Genomic DNA, 19,056 nt, shown 5'->3' on the forward strand with positions numbered 1-19,056 from the left:
ATTTAAATTTCTTTGATATAATTCACTATTCTTTCACAGGCTTTGCCGTCTCCATAAGGGTTGTGCAATGCACTCATTTGTTGGTAACGCACTTTGTTATTCAACAAACTATTACATTCGAGAACGATTTTATTTTTATCGGTACCCACCAAAATAACCGTTCCGGCCTCAACTGCTTCTGGTCTTTCCGTGGTATCTCTCATAACCAAAACTGGTTTTCCTAAACTTGGAGCCTCTTCCTGTACACCACCGCTATCAGTGATTATCAAAGTAGATTGATTCATCAACCAAACAAATGCGGGGTAAGCCAAAGGAGCTATTAATTTAATATTAGCTACACCACCTAAAATATCATAAACAGGCCCTTTTACATTTGGGTTCAAATGCACCGGATATACAATCTGAACATCCGGATTTGAAACAGCAATTTCTTTAAGGGCCGCACAGATATTGATAAAACCGTCTCCATGGTTTTCTCTACGGTGTCCCGTTACTAAAATGATACGTTTTGTAAAATCCAATTCCTTTTTCAAGAATTCTATTTCATCATTTTGAATTGCAGCTACTCTGTCGGCACTATCTAAAAGAGCATCTATTACCGTATTTCCAGTAATCAAAATCGAAGAATCTAAAACATTCTCTTTCAACAAATTTTCTTTAGAGGTAATTGTTGGAGCAAAATGAATATCAGCAACTCTGCCGGTAACTTGTCTGTTTATTTCTTCAGGAAAAGGTGAATATTTATCATGTGTACGCAAACCCGCTTCCACATGACACACTTTTGCTCCAGAATAGAAAGCAGCAATACTTGTTGCCATCGTCGTGGTAGTATCACCATGAACGTAAACATAGTCTGGTTTAAACTCCTCTAAAATAGGCTTTAATCCCAAAATAATATCTGAAGTCAACGTATATAAATTCTGGTTGGGTTTCATTAAGTCCAAATCATAATCGGGAATGATTTTAAAAAACTCCAATACCTGATCCAACATTTCTCTGTGTTGTGCAGTTACACAAACTCGGGTGTCAAATAATTCCTTGTTCTTATTAAACTCTTTCACCAAAGGTGCCATTTTTATAGCCTCAGGACGAGTTCCAAATACTATTAAATTTTTTACCATCTTAATTTATGATCATTTAACTTTATAAAATTCAATTGCCTTTATCAATGTAACAGAAAAGACATTATTTACTCAAATAATTTAATGTCGGATAGCCACAGTCTTTGAAATACTATTTTAAAACTAATATAATTTCAAATCGCTCACAACCATCTCTTTAACCATAGCCGTTAAGTCATACTGAGGTTTCCATCCCAATTGTGTTTTTGACTTTGTAGGGTCACCAATCAATAAATCCACTTCAGTAGGACGGTAATATTCTGGATCTACCCTAAGTACAACCGTACCTATCGCGATCTGATATAAAGGATTAGAACAAGCAACCACGGTAGCTGTCTCTTTTTCTTGTTCGCCATCAAAACGCAATGAAACACCTACCTCAGCAAAAGCCATGATAACGAAATCTCTAATATACGTAGTCACACCTGTAGCAATTACATAATCTTCTGGCACATCTTGTTGTAAAATACGCCACATGGCCTCTACATAATCCTTAGCATGTCCCCAGTCTCTTTGAGAATTCAAGTTTCCTAAGTACAAACAATCTTGTTTTCCTTTAGCAATAGCAGCTACTGCCATGGTGATTTTACGTGTTACAAAAGTCTCACCACGTCGTGGAGATTCGTGATTGAAAAGAATACCATTACAAGCAAACATATTATAGGCCTCACGGTAGTTTTTAGTAATCCAAAAACCATAAATTTTAGCCGCTCCATACGGTGAACGAGGATAGAAAGGAGAGTTCTCGTCATAAAAACCTGCTGCATTTTTATTTTCTGCCAATCCTCCATACAATTCAGAAGTAGAAGCTTGATACACTCTTGTTTTCTTTGTTAAACCTAAAATTCTAACCGCCTCAAGAATTCTCAAGGTTCCTAGTCCATCCACATTAGCAACATATTCTGGAGAATCAAAAGACACTTTTACATGTGACATCGCACCTAAATTATAGATTTCATCAGGCTGTACTTCCTGTATAATTCGTATAATATTAGTAGAATCAGTCAAATCACCATAATGCAATTTAAAATTAACATGCACTTCATGTTGATCTTGATAGATATGATCGATACGTTGCGTATTAAAAGATGACGCACGGCGTTTTACACCATGAACCATATACCCTTTTTCTAATAATAATTCTGCTAAATACGATCCATCTTGACCTGTAATTCCTGTTACTAATGCTACTTTTTGTGGTGTGTTATCCATGATATTATTGCTTATTATTCATTGTTCGATGTTCGCTTTTCGATGTTCGTTGTTTGTTGCTCGCTTTTCGTTGTTCGTTGTTCAATTGACGAAACACGCTCAACGATAGACGTTGGACGGTAAACGGCGGACGATTAGCGGTCAACGACCTACATCTTCACTTGCTTAAATCGATCTATATTCTCTAAAAACCAATCGTAGGTCTTTTGAATTCCTTCTTCTAATTGTACTTGATGTTTCCATCCCAACGCATGCATTTTGGATATATCCATTAATTTTCTTGGCGTCCCATCGGGTTTACTGCTATCCCAAATGATTTCTCCTTGGTGTCCCGTTATTTTTTGAATGGTTTCGGCCAATTGTTTGATGGTCAAATCTTCTCCTGTACCTACGTTGTATAAATAATCCGGTAGTTTGTTTTCTAATGCGAAAACGACTGCTTGTGCCATATCGTCCACGAAAAGAAATTCTCTCATCGGCGTTCCGCTTCCCCATAAGGTTACCGGAGTATTTCCATTTTCCTTTGCCTCATGAAACTTTCGCATCATCGCGGGTAAAACGTGAGAAGAAGTCAAATCAAAATTATCGTGAGTACCATAAAGATTAGTTGGCATCAGGCTTACGTAATCTTTATTAAATTGTTTTCTGATGGCTTGACAGGCTTTTACCCCTGTTATTTTTGCAATAGCGTACCATTCGTTTGTCGGCTCCAAAGTATCCGTCAACAAATACTCTTCTTTTAGCGGTTGTGGTGCCAGTTTAGGATAGATGCAAGAACTTCCAAGAAATATAAATTTCTCCACACCGGATTTCAACGCTGTATCGATTAGATTATTTTGAATTTGCATGTTCTCCATGATAAACTGGTACGGAAAATCATTATTGGCCAAGATCCCTCCTACTTTTGCAGCAGCGTCAATAATCACTTCCGGCTTTTCGGCAGCCATAAAATCTTTTACGGCTTGTTGGTTTCTCAGATCCAGTTCCTTGCTCGAAGCCCCAATCAGTTTGGTGTAGCCTTTAGCTGTAAGTGTTCGCCAGATCGCGCTACCCACCATACCGTTGTGTCCTGCGATGTATATTTTAGCGTCTTTATTCATTTTATAATAAAAATTATATTAAGGTTTTCGATGCCATTATTAATGCTTTATTTATGTCTCTTCAACTGGAAACGATGTTCTTAAATTCACGACTTCTCGATACATTTCAAAATAAAAAAAAATTGAAACACTCGAAGTGACGCAATCTAATCAACAAACCCAGCCCCGCCCTTAAATAAAAAGCGTAGGAAAACAACATTTGAAATTAAAAGGAGGACTGCCAGTGGCAGTCAGGTAAACCATCAAAACAGTTTTCAAGATTTTTATTTTCAGGCTTGAAATCGAAGATTCATAAATACAAAAAAAACAATATTAACCCATGAATATTTTTTTGTTACTTTTTTCTTCAAGGAAAAAAGTAAAGATTACCTTCTTAGCACAAAACCACATTTACTACGATTATCTAGCTACTTATGTGATCTCTCCTATCGTCGAGATGACAAACGACAGCAAAGTTTTTTAATTTAGTAAATTGGAATTGTCTCTCGCAAGTGCATTATATACACTTTTGACATCCTGTGAAAATTCTTTTTTCAAAATTAAATTGGCCGTATCTGTATATACGAATATCGTATCTTTAACACCTATAAAAGCGGTGTAATTATTGGTTCCAATCACCATATTGCCATTTTCATCTACTGGATGCCCAATGGAAATCAAATAATCATATACTGATTCAAAAGAGCCTAAGTCAGACCAGCCAAATTTAGAGGAAACCACTTTAATTTTTTTTGAGCGTTCCATCACCGCATAATCAATGCTAATAGATGGGATATCCATAGAAAGCGCTAGATCTAAATTCCCATTAGTATTGTTTTCCCAAACCAATTTTGATTTCTCATATACTTCAGGATGAAAAGCTTTTAATTCTTCCAATAAAATTCCTGCCTTAAAACAAAACATCCCACTGTTCCAAAGAAAATTCCCTTTGTTTATAAAATCCCGGGCTGAAACCTGATTGGGTTTTTCCCTAAAAGAAATTACATCATCTCCCTTACGTTCAATATATCCATATCCCGTTTCCGGTTTCGTAGGCATAATCCCGAAAGTTACAATATATCCTTTAGATGCTTTTTCCACTGCTTCTTCAATTGCCGATTCATAGGCTTCCATATCATCAATAATATGATCAGAAGGAGTGATAATCAAAATATCGTCCGGATCAGCGGCAAACGCGGCAAATGCTATGGCTGCAGCCGTATTTCTTGGAGTCGATTCAATGATATCGATATATTCTGTATTTGTTTTTTCTAATACTTTTCGGCTCAAATGACAATTGTCAATATTCCCAACCACCATCACCTTATCAGCTATATTGCGATTGCGATCTACGGTCATTTCAAAAAGAGACTTGCCATCAAAAATATCAAGGTATTGTTTAGGTTGACTTTTGCGAGACAACGGCCACAAACGACTTCCTACGCCCCCAGTAAGGATGACATGTGTGATTGAATGTTTATTTTCCATATTTTTTGTTCCTTGTTCCTTGTTCGATGTTCGTTGTTCGATGTTCGATGTTCGATGTTCGATAGAAAAACGTGAAAGGTTTTTCTATGTACGATTAACGCAAGACGGTCAACGGTTAACGATGGACGAAAAACGAAAAACGGTCAACGATTTCTACAACCTTCCGTCTACATTATCTCCTAAAACTCCCTTTACGTCATACAAAATACTATTTGTATTTTGTAATCTTGAAAAATCCAAATTTAAAAATTCAGCATGAGCAACCCCCAAAACAACAGCATCAAACTTTTGATTGGGAACCGTATTGGTAGTTCCTAATTTGTATTCTTTATTCACTGCTTCAGGACTAGCCAAAGGGTCGTATATAGAAACGCTAATACCGTAATCAACTAAAGCGGCAATCACATCCACAATTTTAGTATTGCGAACATCGGGGCAATTCTCTTTGAAAGTAATTCCAAGCATTAAGAGCGTAGCTCCATTAACTGAAATTCCTTTCTTGATCATTAACTTCACAATTTGAGAAGCTACATATTCCCCCATACTATCATTCAAGCGTCTTCCAGCCAAAATAATTTCAGGATGATATCCCATTTCTTGTGCTTTTTGTGCCAAATAATAAGGATCAACACCTATACAATGACCTCCTACTAAACCCGGTTTAAAAGGAAGAAAATTCCATTTGGTTCCCGCAGCTGCTAAAACAGCCTGAGTATCGATATTTAATAGTTGAAATATTTTAGCCAATTCGTTTACAAAAGCAATATTAATATCTCGTTGTGAATTCTCTATAACCTTTGCTGCTTCAGCAACTTTAATAGATGGAGCCAGATGAGTACCAGCCGTAATTACAGATTGGTATAGCTCATTTACTTTTTGGCCAATTTCAGGAGTAGATCCTGAAGTTACCTTTAATATCTTATCTACTGTATGCTCTTTATCTCCGGGATTTATTCTCTCAGGAGAGTATCCCACAAAGAAATCAACATTGAATTTTAGTCCAGAGACACGTTCCAAAACAGGAACACACTCTTCCTCAGTCACCCCCGGATATACCGTGGATTCGTAAATTACGATATCTCCTTTTTTTAATAGTTTCCCCACTGTTTCAGAAGATCTGTATAAAGGAGTCAAGTCAGGACGGTTATTTTTATCAACTGGTGTAGGAACCGTAACCACATAGTAATTACAATCCGTTACTTCCTCTAAAACAGAGGTACAATACAATCCCACTGCAGAATTTGTTTTTTCAACCAAAACTTTAGACAACGAAACGGAATCAATCTCAAGTGTCGCATCATGACCTGCTTTTAATTCGGCAACTCTTGATTCATTGATATCAAATCCAATTACGGCATGTTTTGTAGCAAACAAGCGTGCCAATGGCAAACCAACGTAACCCAGACCTATAACCGCTATTTTAATATTTGAAACCATCTATATTGAAGTAAATCTTTACACAGTTTAGGTGTATATTCTTAACTATATTACACCGCTTCGCGCTTCCAACCCACAACAATGTGGTAGAAAGTCAGCAAAAATTGAATTTGCAAATATAGGGACATTAAATCGTTCTTTTCACTACGATTTTTATTTTAAAAAACTGTACAACAGACTTAAGCCAACATGGAAAACACAACGTGCTGACTGTCAATACAAAAAACATTGGTTTAACCTTTTATTTACATAAAAATATCACCTAATTAGGTGAGAGCCCAAACGCCACTTAGGCTTATTTTTGTAAGAAAAATACAAATTATCAATACACTCCACTTTAGCCATACCAAACGTCCTGTCATTTAGCAACATTGACCCTAGACAAGCAGCCTGAATCCAATTGAGCTTCCCTCTGCTTGTCAAATCTCAACCACAAAAATCTATGAACTCATTTTCAACAATACCTCTAAGCCGCTAAACAATTGACATAAAAAAAGCTCAGCTTCACCCCATTTAAATATGAGGTAAACCTGAGCTTTTTAATTTAATTATTCGGTTAAATAAATAACTTAGAACAGATTTCTAATCACTAAAAAAACATCGGACTTTAGATCTAACTGCCAATTTCAGGAAAGCTCAGCGCTTTCTTTACTTTTTTGAATCTGCTAGCTCCCAGCCTATTTTATATACAACTAACACATCATAAGAAGTACAGCAAAGAAACAGTTCAAATTTACTTAAAATTCATTCTTAAGGTGCAGCCCAATGATTCTAATACTAATACATAATGGGTCTTTTTAATTTCCTGTACAGTAGCCTCCTGTGTAATGAAGGGTCCCGATTCCAAAGTGATTTTATCACCAATTTGAAATGCGTCTACCACAACATCATATTGATCCGCAATGCTTAGCCAGTTTTTGATCGTGGCTATTTCTTCATCGCGAACAATGGCGGGTTTCCCCAACCAAAATAAATAACGCACCACACCAACTGACTGAAAAACCAAATTACGGTCCTTGTCTGCCAACTGAACAAATATATAGGAATTAAAAAGTGGCACTTCCACCTTTTTCTTCCGATCTGACCATTGCCTCACCGTTGTGATCAATGGACAATAACATTCAATACCAAAATTAGTTAATTGCTCAGCAACTTTCTTTTCCCATTTTGGTTTTGTGTAAACTACATACCAGTTCATCATCTATAATGTATTGCTATAAAATTAGTATGCAACATCAGTAGTTGCAATTACATGCTGCACTTTACAATGCAATTGATCCCTTTGAATCTTTGTCCCTTTGCAACTTTGCTCCTAACTATAATTAAGAACCTATCGCTTGATACACAAATCCAATTTCCTCCATTTTAGCACGGTCCAAAATATTTCTTCCATCAAAGACAAAAGCAGGCTTTTGCATGGAGTGGTATATTTTTTGCCAATTGTACTGTACAAACTCATCCCATTCTGTCAACACGGCTACGGCATGTGCATTTGCGCAGGCTTCATAAGGATCAACAAATGAAGTTACACAAGCATTGTTTTTTTCTGTAGTCCGAGTTTCTAGATAATCCAAGTCAGCCAAGACCTTTTTAGCGGACACCTTGGGGTCATAAACCGCAATTTGTGCTTGCTCATTGATTAAATCATCCGCCACATAAATTGCCGCAGATTCTCTGGTATCGTTGGTATCTTTCTTGAAAGCCCATCCCAAGAAAGCAATTTTTTTATCGGCTACGGTATTGTATAAAGTTTGTACTATTTTATTAGAAAAACGCCTTTTTTGGTAGTCATTCATAATAATAACCTGTTCCCAATAATCAGCCACTTCGTGCAATCCATAGGACTTAGCAATGTATACCAAATTCAGAATGTCTTTTTGAAAACAAGAGCCTCCAAAACCAACAGAAGCCTTAAGGAACTTTGCCCCAATTCTGCTGTCCATTCCAATCGCTTTTGCCACTTCATTCACATCAGCACCTGTTTTCTCACACAATTCTGACATTGCATTTACCGAAGATATTCTCTGAGCTAAAAATGCATTAGCAGTCAGTTTTGACAATTCTGAAGACCAAACATTTGTAGTCAATATTTTATCAGTAGGCACCCAATTAGCATACACATCAACCAATGCTTGTATTGCCTTTTGTCCTTCTTCAGTAGTATCTCCACCAATTAATATTCGATCTGGGTTTAACAAATCCTGCACCGCTGTACCTTCGGCCAAAAATTCTGGATTAGAAAGAATCTGAAACTGTACTCCATTCCCGGTATTATCCAAAATACTTTTTATAGCCTCAGCAGTTCGTACGGGCAGCGTTGATTTTTCAACAACAATTTTATCGTCTTTTGCAATTTTGGCAATTTGTCTGGCGCACAATTCAATGAATTTCAGATCAGCTGCCATACCTTTTCCTTTCCCATAGGTCTTAGTAGGTGTATTCACCGATATAAAAATAATTTGAGTTTCATCAATGGCCTTTTCCACATTGGTAGAGAAAAACAAATTTCTTCCTCTGACTTCCTTAACAATCTCAGACAAACCAGGTTCGTAAATTGGAATATTATCAACATCTTCATCATTCCAAGCCGCGATTCTCTCTTCATTCAAATCGACCACCGTAACCTCAATCTGAGGGCATTTTTGCGCGATTATAGCCATTGTAGGCCCACCAACATACCCCGCACCGATGCAACAAATTTTTGTAATATTCATTTCTATGTTTTTCAATTCTTAACTCTTTGCTCTATTCTCTTTCTTCTATTCTCTTTGCACTTCTTTAACGCAGGTTCTGCCAATACCAGTCCACCGCTTCTTCTAGTCCCTGCTGTAAAGAAAATTTCGGATCGTAAGCTAACAATTCTTTTGCCTTATCAATACTCGCCAAAGAATGCGGAATATCTCCCGCTCTATTGGGACCGTACTTAATAGCAACATTTGCAATTTCGGAATCGTATTTCGATAAAAATTCCTTCAGATAGCCTACTAAATTATTCAATGTATTCCAATCTCCGTAAGCCGTATTATAAACTGTATTCACAGCTTGTTTATTAGTGGTAGTCATCGCCAGTTCATTCATTTGAATGACATTATCGATATAAGTAAAATCACGGGAGTAATTCCCGTCCCCATTAATTACAGGGCTTTCATGCTGCATCAATTGCATCACAAATTTCGGAATTACAGCAGCGTAAGCTCCTTTAGGATCCTGTTTTCTTCCAAAAACATTAAAATAACGCAAACCTATCGTTTCAAGTCCATAAGTTTTACTGAAAATTTCAGCATATAGTTCGTTTACATATTTGGTTATGGCATACGGAGACAAGGGTTTTCCAATAACATCTTCTACTTTTGGCAACCCAACAGAATCCCCATAGGTAGATGAACTAGCCGCATATACAAACCGCTTTACCTTTGCATCTGTGGCAGCCACCAGCATATTTAAAAACCCAGAGACATTTACGTCATTAGTAGTAACCGGATCATTTATAGATCGCGGAACAGAACCTAAAGCCGCCTGATGCAAGACATAATCTACGCCTTTTACTGCATTGCTGCAATCAGTAGCATTCCTAATATCTCCTTCAATCAAACGATAATTAGGATTGTTTATAAAATCCTTTAAATTGTGTCTGTGCCCAGTGGCAAAATTATCTAAACAGACTACTTTATGGCCTTTTGCTAAAAAATACTCACTTAGGTTTGATCCTATAAACCCAGCTCCTCCTGTGATTAGTATCGTACTTCTCGTTTCTTCTTTCATCATTATCTAATCTATTTATATGCCCAATACTTTGCGGACTTTCTTAACTATTTTTTGAATAATTGATTTGCCAACATCTTCATCATCATATCCATTTGAATATGTTCCGTAGCCATAGCCATAACCGTAACCATAGCCATAACCATAACCCGCACCATACTTGGCCTTATTCTCAAACCCATTAAAAATAATGGATGCGTTGTCTAGTTCTCCTCGTTTTATTCTATTGTTCAGCAAGGTAATCATTTCTTTTTTCGAAAAGTTCTGCCTCACGATGTATAAGGTAACATCTGAATATTGTGACAGTTCTAATGCATCTGACACTAAGCCTACTGGCGGCGTATCCAAAATAATATAATCGTAGGTTTTCTTTAATTCTTCAATCAACTCAGTCATAGAGTCACTCATTATTAATTCTGATGGGTTAGGCGGTACCGGTCCTGACAGAATAACATCCAGATAAGGAACTTGTGTATGATTAATGATTTCCTCCAGGCTTTTTTGCTTGATTAGATAGTTTACAATACCCACATCATTTGATAGATTAAACTCCTCATATAATTTAGGCTTCCTTAAATCGAGTCCGATAATTACCGTCTTTTTTCCGCTTAGAGCAAAAACTGTCGCTATGTTTATGCAACAAAATGTTTTTCCTTCTCCACTGACTGATGAAGTAATCATCAGGGTTTTTGCCCCATCAACATTTTTCTGTTTATACAAATACTGAAGAGAAGAACGAATGGCTCTGAAAGATTCTGACAAGGCAGATTTAGGTCGGTCAAAAACCGCTAATTCAGAAATTTCTTTATTTAAACCCACAACCCCAATCAGAGGAATTTTAGTCAACTTACTTATGTCTTCTGTATTCTGAATGGAATTATTGATAAAGAAAATGAAAAAGACAAAAAGTAAGGGAAATAAAATACCTAGAAACAATGCCAATACATAATTCACAGAGGTCTTGTTACCTATTAAGCCTCTACCTACATCTTTTGCTGGATCTATAAAATGAATATCCGATAAATTTGCCGCTTTAACAATATCGGCCTCACTTCTTTTCTGAAGAAACGTGCTATAGATATTATCGCTTAAATCATATTTTCGTTTTATCTTAATCAGTTCCTGTTGGTCATCTGGAAGGTCTTTAATGGTACTTTCGGTTTGACTAATTTTACTGTTTACAGTTGCTAAGTCAAATTGCAATTCGGCTTTTGCAGAAGCGATATTCACCAACAACACATTCTTTATCGCTTCCATCTGATTGTCAAAATCCTTGAAAATCTTGTCGCTTTTAACGGCGTAAGCCATTTCTGATCTTTGGGTAGAAAGAGAAATCAATTTGGACACATTGACTACCACATTTGGGTCTTCAATACCTGCTACTGCCGGCGCCGGTAGTTTAGAATAATCTACACTGTTTTTTAAATATGCTTTTAATGAGTTGTAGTAAGTGATTTTTCTGGTCACCTCGTCTCTCTTGACGTCAAATTCAAGCATCTTATCTGAAAATTTAGAACCACCCTGTTCTATATCGTAAATATTCTTGCCTTTCCTAAATGTTTTCAATTCATTTCCAGTTTCCTTCAACTGTGATTCCATTGCAACCAAGGTGCTATCAATAAACGCGATCGTGTTTGTGGCAAATTGGTTTTTACCGTCCAATTGTCTCTTAATAAGCATGTTTACGGTAGCATTAAGGTATTCAACCATCCTTGCCTTATTTGCCCCCTGCATTCCAAGTGTAAGAATAGAACCCCCTTTGTCTCCTGATGTCACATTCACCCCTTGATAACGAGCGACCGTGCCATTAAAATCATTAAATTGAACAAAATATTCATTCCCTTTATAAAAACCAGGGTTGTCATTTATTTGCAATTTCCAATTCAAAAAGGGCAACACAACTTGCTCTCCCACTTTATATCTTTTTACAAAATCTCCAACTGCAACTGAAGTTGTGCTATAGGTATTATCACTATAATTCAATAATGAAACGGAATTATTGACAAATGGAATTTTGATTTCATACTGAGTATCACTCAAAAAAGTAATACTTATTGGGCTCCCTGTAATTTGCGGTTTAGACTTATCGATTTGCACATAAAAAGGAACCGCTCCATAGGCATCTTCCATATTGTATTTCCCCTGAACCAGATAATCAATATAATATTGCAATTTATCGACTACCAACTCGTTATGGGATCGTGACTGTATTGTAGTTGAGATAGTTTGAACTTGGTCAGAAGTACCTCCCCAATTGAAAACCAAGCTGGTATTAGACGTAAAAAGAGGATTACTTTCTTCCTTTACAGAAATAAGCGTTTCCATACTGTACACTTTTCCTTTACGAATATTCACCTGATAGGCAATAGTAAAAGTGATAAGCAAACTCAATAAAAACCATTTCCAATAACTTCCGATTTTTATTAAAAAACCTTTAAAATCAAAACTTACCTGATTTTCAAAAATCGAAAAATCTTTTATGTCTAACATTTTTTGAATTCTGTTTTAATTTTTAAATAGTAAAAAGAAGATTGTTGTTGCCACTGAAAACAATGTAGTTATCGTTCCGAAAGACTCTATCCCCGTTTTTCCTGTACCCCATGTTTTTTGCTTCAATGGTTTAACATAAACATAGTCATTGGGCTGTAAATAAAAATAAGGCGAATTCATCACCTTAATATCTGTAAGGTCGAGATCATGCATTTGGACTCCGTTGGGTGTCTTCCTGATAATGGTTACCGCTTTTCTATCACCGGTAATATTAATATCCCCAGCATTTGCAATGGCTTCCATGATAGTCACATTGTCTTGGAATAAAGTTTTAGTTCCCGTACTCCCTATTTCTCCGTTAATGGTATATTTGAAACCCGATAATTTTACAATCACAAAAAGATTAGCTTCTTTATTAAAATACTCGGCGAGCAATTGCTTCTCAATTCGAACTCTTACTTCATCCAAAGTAAAACCTATCACGTTTATATCACCTAAAACAGGCATTCTTATATTACCATGATCATCTACAGTAAAACCATCAAAATACAATCCTGATGCTGACTTGCCTGCTTCACCTTGGTTCGTCGTGTTGAAAATGGTCACCAATTTTGGGTCAATTGCTTTAATACTTATACTCAACACATCATTTGTTTGCAATCTATAGGGCTTTGCCATTACAGCAGAAATCGAGTTTTCCATCTCAGTTCCATCCTTTTTTTGCAGGTAAATTAAATCCTGAGTTGGAATACATGACGTAAATATAAAGCTGATACTTATGAATAAAAAGAAAACAAACTTCTTCATTTTAATGATTTAGATAACAAATATAGCTTTTCATTTATTATATAAAAAGTTTAACAATTTATTAAGCAAATTAATTGGTCTTAAACGACTTTTCAAATGGAACCCGCTGCAATATACTTCTACCTAAGGTAACTTCATCAGCATATTCCAACTCATCACCTACGGCAATTCCGCGAGCAATGGTAGAAATAACAATATCTGCATCAGTAATCTGTTTGTAGATGTAAAAATTAGTGGTATCCCCTTCCATCGTTGAGCTCAACGCAAAAATTACCTCACTTACGCTACCAGACTTTACTTTTTCCACTAATGTAGCAATCTTCAACTGACTCGGTCCCACACCATCAATAGGCGAAATCTTACCTCCCAAAACGTGATACACACCTCTATATTGCCCCGTATTCTCGATAGCCATTACGTCTCGAATATCTTCAACAACACAAACAAGTTGGTGATTCCTGTTCTTATTGGCACAGATTTCACATACCGAGCTATCAGAAATATTATGACAATTCTCACAATATTTGATATCCTCTCTCATGTTTATTAACGCTTGAGCTAAAAAGCCAGTCTGCTCTTTAGGTTGTTTCAATAAATGCAGTACCAATCGCAAAGCAGATCGTTTACCAATTCCCGGCAATTGCGCTATCTCATTAACCGCTTTTTCTATTAATTTTGATGAAAATTCCATAGCTGCAAATGTAGCAATTTGTTTATTTGTTTGTTCTGTTAAATACCTAATCCCTTTCTTAAAACCATACTTTTTTAAATATATTGAATCCAGAAATATCCGATTAAACAAAATATTGTATTTTGGTCACATTAAATCTACAAAATGACTCCATTCTCTATACTTTCCCTCATCATAGTTTACTTCGGAATATTGTTTACCATTTCCCACTTTACAAGTAAAAAAGACAGCGGTAACGATGCTTTTTTTAAGGCCAATAAAAATTCGAAATGGTACTTGGTTGCTTTTGGAATGATTGGAACAGCTCTTTCCGGAGTCACTTTCATTTCGGTACCCGGAGAAGTAGGGGCGCCAAGCGGAGAACAATTCAAATACTTTCAGTTTGTATTAGGAAATGCAATTGGGTTTATCCTTATTGCCAAAGTTCTGCTGCCCTTATACTATCGAATGAATTTAACTTCGATTTATGGCTATATAGAACGCCGACTAGGAACTTATTCCTACAAAACTGCTGCTACAATATTCTTGATAAGCAGAACTATTGGTTCTGCTTTTAGACTGTATCTGGTTGTAATTGTTCTACAGCGTTATGTATTTGATTTTTACGGAATACCATTTGCAGCTACCGTACTTATTTCTTTAGCCTTAATTTTCGCGTATACTTATCGTGGTGGTTTAAAGACGATTATTATTACAGACACTTTGCAGACATTTTTCCTAGTCACATCGGTCTTCATGACTATTTATTTTATATGTCGAAGTATGGACCTGAATGTGATTGAAGCATTTTCGGCAGTAAAAAACAGTAATTATTCGAAAATATTCTTCTTTGAAGATTTCCTATCCAGCAAATTCCACTTTGTAAAACAAATACTAGGAGGAATATTCGTAACGATCGCAATGGTAGGATTAGACCAAGATTTGATGCAAAAAAACCTGAGCTGTGCAACTATTGGCGAAGCCCAAAAAAACATGTTTACCTTTACAGGGATATTTGTTCTAATCAATATTTTCTTTCTTAGTGTTGGTGCCTTGCTGTATATTTATGCCACAAAAAACGGAATCGAAGTTCCTATCGATTTAGTTACAGGAAAACCAAGAACCGATTTACTTTTTCCTGAAATCGCTTTTCATCACCTAAGCCTAATTCCATCGGTGATTTTCTTACTGGGATTAACAGCAGCTACATTTGCTACTACTGATTCAGCACTTACAGCACTTACGACTTCTTTCTGTGTTGACTTCTTAGCGATGGATAAAACTGAAAATGCAACCAAAACCAATGCAGTAAAAACAAGACATTTGGTTCATCTCGTTTTTTGTTTTTTAATGTTTCTGGTGATTGTGTTTTTTAATGTCATCAATGACAGCTCGGTAGTGGGAATGATATTTAGGGTAGCTTCCTACACCTATGGACCATTACTAGGATTGTACTGTTTTGGACTATTTATGAAATCAAAAACAGTCAGGGATAAATGGGTGCCTTTGATATGCCTGCTGTCTCCTGCGCTAACTTTTTTTATTAGCGAAAATTCAAAAATATTGTTTTTTGGGTACGTCTTTGACAACGAGCTCATAATCATCAATGGTCTAATCACTTTTATTGGTTTGCTATTAATAAGCAAACCAACTTCAGAAAAAATAAGTTTTTAATTTTTTAGCCCTGATCATCCCGAAGTGTCTAGAGTAAATCCTTTTCCTGTTTTTAAAAAAAAAGAAAAAGATTACTTCATCAGTTCACTTTGCTCGCAGGCAACGGAAAGCAGAAACTAGCTACCTAAAAATTAATATCTATTAGTGGTCAATAAAACTAATGTACAAGCTACCTCTGCCTTGATGTTGTTTAACTCTAAAAGCTGATATAATTCAGGATTCTCTGTTCCGGGATTAAAAATGACACGTTTTGGCTTTGCTTCCACTATATAATTGTAGTAGTCACGCTGACGTGCCGGATTTAAATATAAAGTGATTGTATCAATATTTGATAAAGGAATTGCTTTAGTTTTGATTTTTATTCCTGCCACTTCCCCTGCATTTTGACCAATAGCCAGTACCGAATGTCCTTTATCTACAAGCATTTCTATGGCTTTGAATGCATATCGTTCTGGTTTTGTGGTCGCACCTAAAACTACAGTTTTTTTATTTTTCATTATCTCAATTATTATTATTTTTGCAAAAGTAGTAAAATACTATAGTCCCTTTTCATTTAAAATCAATATCTTTCGATTTCATTTGGTACAATAAAAAGCTAAAATCACTTTAACTATAACCTTTTATTAATATTTAGAGCGCTAATTTCTGTACCCAAACCTACTAATTTCGCAAAAAAACATGGAACTTTTTATTTCTCTATTTGCCGCACTTTTCTCCGTTTTGAACCCCATAGGAACTGTACCAATTTTCGTTGGACTTACTATGGACGACGATGAAAAAGAACGCTCCCGAATTTCATTATGGACAGCTATCAACGTTTTTATCATCTTAGTGATCTCCTTTTTTTTCGGTGAATATGTTTTGTCTTTTTTTGGAATTAGCATCGAAGCACTCCGTATTGCGGGGGGGATTATTATCGCCACCTCAGGGTTTTCATTACTGACAGGGAATTTCAATAAGAAAAGAGGAGTAAATAAAAAAGTAGCGAATGATGCCCAAAGGAGGAATGATATTGCTTTAACGCCTCTAGCTATTCCGATGCTGGCTGGTCCTGGATCAATCTCATTATTGATTGCCTTTTACCACGAACACCACGAAATGTTTGAAATTATCATTTCGGTTTTGGCAATATTTGCCGTTGCCGTTGCGATATTTATTACGTTAAGAAGTGCGCATTATTTGGCTAAAATATTAGGAGCTTCAGGAATTGTGGCTATTTCAAGAATTGTGGGATTTATCGTAATTGCTATTGGAGTTCAATATATTATTAGTTCGATAATAACGATTGTCCAAACTAATTTAATGTAAAAATATATTCACAAAAAAAGACCTTCATTTCTGAAGGTCTTTTTTTTTATGCTTTAGGAAGGAAAATTTCCGCCATCATGCATCGGGCGCTTCCGCCACCGCAAGCTTCTATTGTATCTAAACTCGAACTAAGAATGGCAGCATGTTTTTCTAACTGTCCTATTTGCTTAGGAGTCAAACTTTGATGCGCAGCTGTGCTCATCACCAAATATCGTTTATCATCTTCGCCGCGTACTTCCAACATATTTCCTGCGAAATTATTGACTTGATCTTCTGTGATTAATATAATTTCTTTATTGTCCTTTTTTAGATTATCCAAAACCATTTTTCGCTCTTTTTTGTCATCTATGCAATCTGCACAAATTACAGCAAAAGTTTCACCCAAACACATCATCACATTGGTATGATAGATTAGTTTTCTTTCTCCGTTTACCGTTTGAAAGGCTTCAAAAATCACAGGTTCATAATCAAAATCTTCACAGAACTCTATAAAAAGCTCTTCATCAGCTCTTGGCGACAACGCACAATATGCTTTTTCATTCGCTCTATCAAGAAGTAAGCTACCCGTTCCTTCTAAGAAAAAACCATCATCTTCAGCTTCAGTATAGTCAACAATGTTTTCTATTTTAAATCCCTTTTCTTCTAACATATCCAAGATTTCCTCACGGCGTTCCTCACGACGATTCTTAGCAAACATAGGATACAAAGCCACATCAGCATTTTCATGGAATGATACCCAATTATTAGGAAAGATACTATCTGGCGTGTCTGGATTCAAAGTATCATCAACTACTGTAACATCAACTCCAACAGCTCTTAATTTCTCTACGAAATCATCAAATTCTTGTTGTGCTTTAGCATTTACAGTTGCTGGCAACAGGCCGTCCAACACTTTCTGATAATAATTATTTATAGCGGTTTGCTCATTCATTCTAAACGCAACAGGGCGAATCATTAATATGGAGTTTGTCGTTTGTTTCATTTTTGTCTTTTTTTATTTGTTTTACACCGCAGAAACGCACTACAATGAGTCTCTGAGCTGCTATAAAATTAATCTCTAATCAATGGTAAAGTGGAGCATCGTAATAAACCTTCCTGCTTGGAGATCTCAGCATAAGCAATTTCTTCTACTGTGAAACCATTATCTCGCAACCAATTGTTTAACCTGGTGAAATTTTTCTCAGAAACTACCACATTGGAATCAATAGAAAAAATATTGGAATTCATTTTATACATTTCCTCTCTTGTGATATGAAATAAATTTTCTTTCCCAAAAAGCGCTACCAAATACATATAATCTGCTTCTTCACGAAACCCACTTTTATATATTATCCCTTTATCAACGCCTACGGGTTGGAAACAGCAGTCCAGATGTAAGGCATTGTCCCTTGCTTCAATTTTTGATTTAACCAAATCGAATTCCTTCACAATTTTATTAGGAAATAAATCCTTAATAAACTCTACTCCTTGCATATTTGTTCTGGCTGTAATATAGGATGCATAGTCACTTCCTTTATAAGTACCAATGAAGACATGGTCGTTCCAAAGCATGACATCGCCACCCTCTATATGAACTTCTTCAGGCGGACGCACCACCTTTTCAGGATCAATCTGATCAATTATATATTGGATTGCATCTAACTCCGATTCGCGATCTGGTAAAATATTAGATTTAATAAAAATATCATCAATAACAAACCCAATATCTCTGGTAAATATCTGATTGTAATTTTCAATTAATTCAGGTCGAAAAACGGTTACATCATATTTCTTCAGCACTTTATTAAACGCCTCCATCTCAATTACCATGTCTTTTTCAACCGGATAGGTTCCAGCTAAAATATGCTCCAGTGATTTTGGATCATATGCCTCAGAAATGGAAGGGGTTGGTCCATTATTAACCGCAGTACCTAACACTACAGCTCTCAATCTTGAAGTCTCGTTATTTACTTTTAATTCTAGCATATATTTATTTACTATTTTGAGCAAAGATAAAAAAAGCCTCACT

General features: G+C 36.0%; 16 protein-coding genes. 2 read left to right on the forward strand and 14 right to left on the reverse strand.

Features of this window, described 5'->3' with window-relative positions; all coding sequences use genetic code 11:
* Window positions 1-2 precede the first annotated feature (2 nt).
* The 11 genes from wecB to recR all read right to left on the reverse strand — a co-directional run bounded on the left by wecB (window position 3) and on the right by recR (window position 14,087).
* Window positions 3-1,121, reverse strand: coding sequence for a non-hydrolyzing UDP-N-acetylglucosamine 2-epimerase (gene wecB / locus HJ01_RS01630; protein WP_007136519.1), 1,119 nt, complete (start codon window positions 1,119-1,121; stop codon window positions 3-5).
* A 123-nt stretch (window positions 1,122-1,244) separates the two neighbouring features.
* Window positions 1,245-2,333 (reverse strand): GDP-mannose 4,6-dehydratase, encoded by a 1,089-nt coding sequence (gene gmd, locus HJ01_RS01635; protein ID WP_007136520.1) that lies wholly within the window; start codon window positions 2,331-2,333, stop codon window positions 1,245-1,247.
* A 149-nt stretch (window positions 2,334-2,482) separates the two neighbouring features.
* Window positions 2,483-3,433, reverse strand: a complete 951-nt coding sequence (locus HJ01_RS01640) for a GDP-L-fucose synthase family protein (RefSeq protein ID WP_007136521.1) — start codon at window positions 3,431-3,433, stop codon at window positions 2,483-2,485.
* Between the two features lie 459 nt (window positions 3,434-3,892).
* Window positions 3,893-4,900 (reverse strand): mannose-1-phosphate guanylyltransferase, encoded by a 1,008-nt coding sequence (locus tag HJ01_RS01645; RefSeq protein ID WP_007136523.1) that lies wholly within the window; start codon window positions 4,898-4,900, stop codon window positions 3,893-3,895.
* Window positions 4,901-5,053: 153 nt separating this feature from the next.
* Entirely contained in the window at window positions 5,054-6,337 is a 1,284-nt protein-coding gene (locus tag HJ01_RS01650; RefSeq protein WP_007136524.1) for a nucleotide sugar dehydrogenase, read from the reverse strand.
* 733 nt (window positions 6,338-7,070) lie between these two features.
* Entirely contained in the window at window positions 7,071-7,535 is a 465-nt protein-coding gene (locus HJ01_RS01655) for a UpxY family transcription antiterminator (RefSeq protein WP_007136525.1), read from the reverse strand.
* 124 nt (window positions 7,536-7,659) lie between these two features.
* The gene (locus HJ01_RS01660; protein ID WP_007136526.1) at window positions 7,660-9,051 is read right to left on the reverse strand and encodes a UDP-glucose 6-dehydrogenase; all 1,392 of its coding nucleotides are present in this window, start codon (window positions 9,049-9,051) and stop codon (window positions 7,660-7,662) included.
* Between the two features lie 64 nt (window positions 9,052-9,115).
* Complete coding sequence (locus HJ01_RS01665; RefSeq protein WP_007136527.1) at window positions 9,116-10,102, reverse strand: SDR family oxidoreductase; 987 nt, start codon at window positions 10,100-10,102, stop codon at window positions 9,116-9,118.
* Between the two features lie 12 nt (window positions 10,103-10,114).
* The gene (locus HJ01_RS01670; protein WP_007136528.1) at window positions 10,115-12,589 is read right to left on the reverse strand and encodes a polysaccharide biosynthesis tyrosine autokinase; all 2,475 of its coding nucleotides are present in this window, start codon (window positions 12,587-12,589) and stop codon (window positions 10,115-10,117) included.
* Window positions 12,590-12,604: 15 nt separating this feature from the next.
* Complete coding sequence (locus HJ01_RS01675) at window positions 12,605-13,396, reverse strand: polysaccharide biosynthesis/export family protein (protein ID WP_007136529.1); 792 nt, start codon at window positions 13,394-13,396, stop codon at window positions 12,605-12,607.
* Between the two features lie 70 nt (window positions 13,397-13,466).
* Window positions 13,467-14,087 carry a recombination mediator RecR gene (recR, locus tag HJ01_RS01680; protein WP_040473620.1) on the reverse strand — a complete coding sequence of 207 codons (621 nt, stop codon included), beginning with the start codon at window positions 14,085-14,087 and terminating at the stop codon, window positions 13,467-13,469.
* A gap of 144 nt (window positions 14,088-14,231) precedes the next feature.
* Here recR and HJ01_RS01685 point away from each other — a divergent pair, with 144 nt between their 5' ends.
* Window positions 14,232-15,740, forward strand: coding sequence for a sodium:solute symporter (locus HJ01_RS01685; protein WP_007136531.1), 1,509 nt, complete (start codon window positions 14,232-14,234; stop codon window positions 15,738-15,740).
* Window positions 15,741-15,871: 131 nt separating this feature from the next.
* Here the strand turns inward: HJ01_RS01685 and HJ01_RS01690 are convergent, their stop codons facing one another.
* Entirely contained in the window at window positions 15,872-16,237 is a 366-nt protein-coding gene (locus tag HJ01_RS01690) for a CoA-binding protein (protein WP_007136532.1), read from the reverse strand.
* 181 nt (window positions 16,238-16,418) lie between these two features.
* On the opposite strand from HJ01_RS01690, the gene HJ01_RS01695 reads away from it, so the two are divergent.
* Window positions 16,419-17,048 (forward strand): MarC family NAAT transporter, encoded by a 630-nt coding sequence (locus HJ01_RS01695; protein WP_007136533.1) that lies wholly within the window; start codon window positions 16,419-16,421, stop codon window positions 17,046-17,048.
* Between the two features lie 46 nt (window positions 17,049-17,094).
* Here HJ01_RS01695 and ctlX read toward each other — a convergent pair whose 3' ends face one another.
* Together ctlX and HJ01_RS01705 are read right to left on the reverse strand one after the other, a co-directional pair.
* Window positions 17,095-18,030: a citrulline utilization hydrolase CtlX gene (gene ctlX / locus HJ01_RS01700; RefSeq protein ID WP_007136534.1), complete on the reverse strand. Its 936-nt coding sequence runs from the start codon at window positions 18,028-18,030 to the stop codon at window positions 17,095-17,097.
* A 68-nt stretch (window positions 18,031-18,098) separates the two neighbouring features.
* Window positions 18,099-19,013 carry a dimethylarginine dimethylaminohydrolase family protein gene (locus tag HJ01_RS01705; protein ID WP_007136535.1) on the reverse strand — a complete coding sequence of 305 codons (915 nt, stop codon included), beginning with the start codon at window positions 19,011-19,013 and terminating at the stop codon, window positions 18,099-18,101.
* Between the last annotated feature and the right edge of the window lie 43 nt (window positions 19,014-19,056).

It is taken from the genome of Flavobacterium frigoris PS1 (genome assembly GCF_000252125.1).
Lineage (GTDB): Bacteria > Bacteroidota > Bacteroidia > Flavobacteriales > Flavobacteriaceae > Flavobacterium > Flavobacterium frigoris_A.